Annotated in this window: 2 protein-coding genes; both read right to left on the bottom strand. The window is 69.3% G+C overall.

All coding sequences use genetic code 11. From position 1 onward, the window contains the following. Positions 1 to 69: 69 nt before the first annotated feature. Entirely contained in the window at positions 70 to 3,198 is a 3,129-nt protein-coding gene (locus tag AC3XYG_RS11305; protein WP_489139929.1) for a LysM peptidoglycan-binding domain-containing protein, read from the bottom strand. Between the two features lie 101 nt (positions 3,199 to 3,299). Further along, a partial coding sequence (locus AC3XYG_RS11300; RefSeq protein WP_489139928.1) for a 4a-hydroxytetrahydrobiopterin dehydratase occupies positions 3,300 to 3,689 on the bottom strand: 390 nt, incomplete at its 5' end.

The raw sequence follows: 3,689 nt of genomic DNA, 5'->3' as shown, positions 1-3,689 counted from the left end.
CCCTACCCCCTCCCGCAAGGGGAGGGGGGACTCAATAATGTTCGGATTGAGCCTCGCCGTCCGTCCGTCTCAGCGCTGCGGCAGAACCGGCAGCCCCAGCACGCGGAGAGTGGTGTCGAGCTGGGCCATCGAGGCCGGTGCGGCATCGCCCGCCCGGATCTTGTCGGCCACGCTGTCGCCATAGACCGCGCCACCCTTGCCGGCGCCGACCAGCGGCTTGCGGTCGACATCGGCATAGGCGGCATCGCCGGGGCCGGTCCGGCCGAACTGGCCGGCATCGCCCTTCAGCCCGTCCAGCGTGTGATGGATGCTGTCGCGCAGCGTCGCCAGCCGGTCGGCGGGCATGGCGCTGATCCAGTCGGCGAAGGCCTTCTGCTGGTCCGGCTTGCCGAGGTCGTAGCCCTTGTCTTGAGCATATTTCACCAGCAGCGGCACCGGGCTGTAGCCCTCGCCGCTCTGGTCCACCAGGGCGTGGGCCGCCTTGTCGTTGAAGCCTGCGAAATGCAGGAAATCGGCCGACGTGTCGTTCATGAACCGGTTCGATTCCTGGACCTTGGAGATCTGGCCCCACACCATCTGGCCGATCACCGAGGCAACGACGATCGACAGGCCGATCGGGCCTGCCATGGTGCCGGTGCCGAGCGCGGCGATGACCGTGCCGGTGGCCGAGGTCAGCGACATGATCCCGCTGGGCACGTCGCCACGGTCGAAAGCATCGCCGGCATTGGCGATGTCGAAGATGGCGCCGAACACGCCGAGGCCCTTGACCAGCGGCCGGTCGCTGCCACCCAGCAGCTTCACCGCCTTGTTGTCGTCGCCGAGGATGCCGACCGCGCTCATCAGCTCGATCGACTTCTGGCTCAGCCCGGCGGAATCGGCCGAGGCCTTCAGCACGTTGCGGACATTGGGGTCGTTGAAGGCCTTGGGCGCCGACTGGGTCAGGCTGGCAGCGGCGGCAGCGAAGCCGATGCCGCGGAACAGCTGGCCCAGCGTCTCACGCCGGCCGAAGCTCTTGATGCCCTCGCGGCTGACCAGGTTTTCGAGCCGCTGATCCAGCGTCGACAGCCGCTTCTGCATGTCGGCCTGGGATTCCCCGGCCTGCGGCAGCGCCTCCTGCAGCAGCGCCGTGGCCTTGCGCACGTCGACATCGGACATGCCGAGGATGCGGGAGCCGGTGGTTTCGAACCGGGCGATCGTCGCCTTGACCTGATCGATGTCCTGCGGCTGGCCCGATGTCGTCGGGTTGAGCGCGTCGGACAAGGCGCGGCGCGCCCATTGCGTCGCCGCCTCCTCCGCCAGCTTGCGGCCACGGTCGCTCAGCCGGGCGATATTGCCGATGGTGACCTGGGTCGCGGGCGAATCGAGCAGCGCCGGGTTCTTCTGCAGCGCGGCCTGCATCGCCTGAATCGCCTTGGGGTCGTCCAGGATCTGCTTGATCCGGGCGTCCGCCGCGCCCTTCTGGCCGGCAAGCTCCGGCGACAAAGTCTGCAGCGCCTGGATCTGGGTCAGCAGCTTCTGGCCGTCCGAGGCAACGGTCTGGTCCAGCGCCGCCTGTCTCTTCTCCCAATCGGGATTGTTCTGCCGGAACGCCGCCACCGCATGGTCGAGCTGGTCCGGCGTCATCGCGCCCTGATCGTTTGCGACGCGCCAGTCGAGCTCCAGCTGGTTCTTGCCGGCGGCATCGACGTCGCTGCCGACCTGGCTCTTGAACTGGTCCACGCCGGCCAGGACGTCGCCCTGGAACACCTTGCCGCCGCCCTTGCTGGCCAGGTCCAGGGCGTAGGCCGGGTTTTCACCGGTGCCGATGGCGTTGCGGAGGGCGTTGCGGTCGTAGAAGCCGATGCCGGCCAGGCGCTGGATCGCGGCGTCGCCGTCGGGCGTGCCGGCGATGCGGCTGGTGATCTGCATCAGCAGCCGGGCGCCGTCCGGCCCGGTCTGCAGCTGCATCCCGGTCTGGCCGTGCAGCAAGGCCTGGTTCGCCGCCTCGACCTTCGGCACCGCCGCCGTCATCAGCTGCGTCGCCAGGGTCTTGTCGGTGCCGGAGGTCAGCTGGTCCAGCCGCTGCATCAGATGCAGCTCCGGCACCGCGTCGCCATCGGCGTTGCCGACATCCTTCAGCCCGTCGACCGCCCATTGCGCGGCTCCGTCCAGGATCGCCCGGCCGGGGTCGCCCTGCTGCAGCGCCGCCCGGACCTGCGGCGTCGCCCCGGCATAGCCCTCGGCGAGGATCTTGAACCGCGCATCCGGCGTGGCCGCCGCCGTGGCGCGGCTGGTGATGGCGCGCGCCACCTGTTCGACATCCGGGCCGGCATGCGTGGTCGGGGCGAGGACGAGGCTCCGGCTCCTGGCCGCATCCTCGATCGCGGTCTGGGCCGGGCCGGCGTCGCGCCAGTCGCGGTCGTAGAGCTGCTGCACCGCCTGCTGCCGATCGCCGGGCGGCAGCCCGTCGAGATAGCTGCGGATTTGGTCCGCCATCACGCCGGTCTCGCGGGGATAGTCGATCGCCGCGGGATCGGCGGCGGATTCCAGCTGGTTGCCCTTGGCATAGAGCCGGTCCGCCACGACCGTGCCGGCATCGGTCTGCAGCCCTTCGGCCTTGACCGCGTCAGTCACCGCCGTGCCGCTGGGCCCAGCATCGCGCCAATCCTGGCCGACCAGGCGCAGGGCGGCATCCTGGCGCTGCGCTGCCGGCAGCGCCTCGAGATAGCTGCGCACATCCGCGGCGATGCCGGCGGTTTCCTTGGGATAGTCCACCGCCTTGGGATTGTCGGCGTATTCCAGCGCGTTGCCGCGGTCGTAGAGGTCGCTGACGAAGCCGGCCTCGCCGTTCGGCACGCCCTGGCCGTTCTCCGGCGTGGCCGCGGCCTTCTCAGGCAACACATCGGGCACGAACACGATCTCGCCGGGGTCGATCTGGCCGGCCACCGGCATGTCGGTGCGACGGTTGGCGGCCAGCAGATCGTCGTAGCTGACGTTGTTGTCCCGGGCGATGCGCCACAGGCTGTCGTCATTGTCGGCGACGAACACCCGCTCATGCCCCTGCTGCACCGTGCCGGGGCCGCCCGCGTCGGACCGGTGCTGCAGCGCCTCGGCCAGCGCCTTCTGGAACGCCTGGGCCTGGTTCTGCGGCAGCGGCGTGGTGCGATCGCCGTTGCGGCTGTAGCGATTGCGCGCGGCGTCGTCGATTCGATAGGACACGGGGGCAGCCTTCCCTGGCGAATCCGGTGTGGATGTCGCCAGGAGGCTAGGCGGGGACGATTGCCCTTTTTTGTCAGTCTTATGAAACCGTCATCATTTCCCTAATCGTATTTGATGTAGGCAAACCGCGGATCGCCGTTCGGCGTGCCGTCCAGCCCCGCCCCCTCGCGGCCGGGCTGCCAGGTCACGACCTCCTCGATCTTGCGGGCCAGGGCGAAGTCGCGGTCGGTGATGCCGCCGGCGTCATGGGTGTCGAGCCGAATCTCGACCCAGCCCCAGGACGCCGCGATCTCCGGATGGTGCCATGCAGCCTCCGCCAGATGGCCGATGGCGCCGACCACCATCACCGTGCCCTTCCAGCCATGGGTCTGATAGCGGCGGTGGATCTTGCCGTCCTGTTCGCTCCAGCGCGGCAGCTCGCGGTCCAGCCGGGCCTTCACCTCGGCGGTGGAATAGACGTGCAGGGTTGCGGCCATGGCATCCTCCCGGTG

Source organism: Inquilinus sp. (genome assembly GCF_057815775.1).
This window is presented reverse-complemented; position numbering and strand designations above follow the sequence as displayed.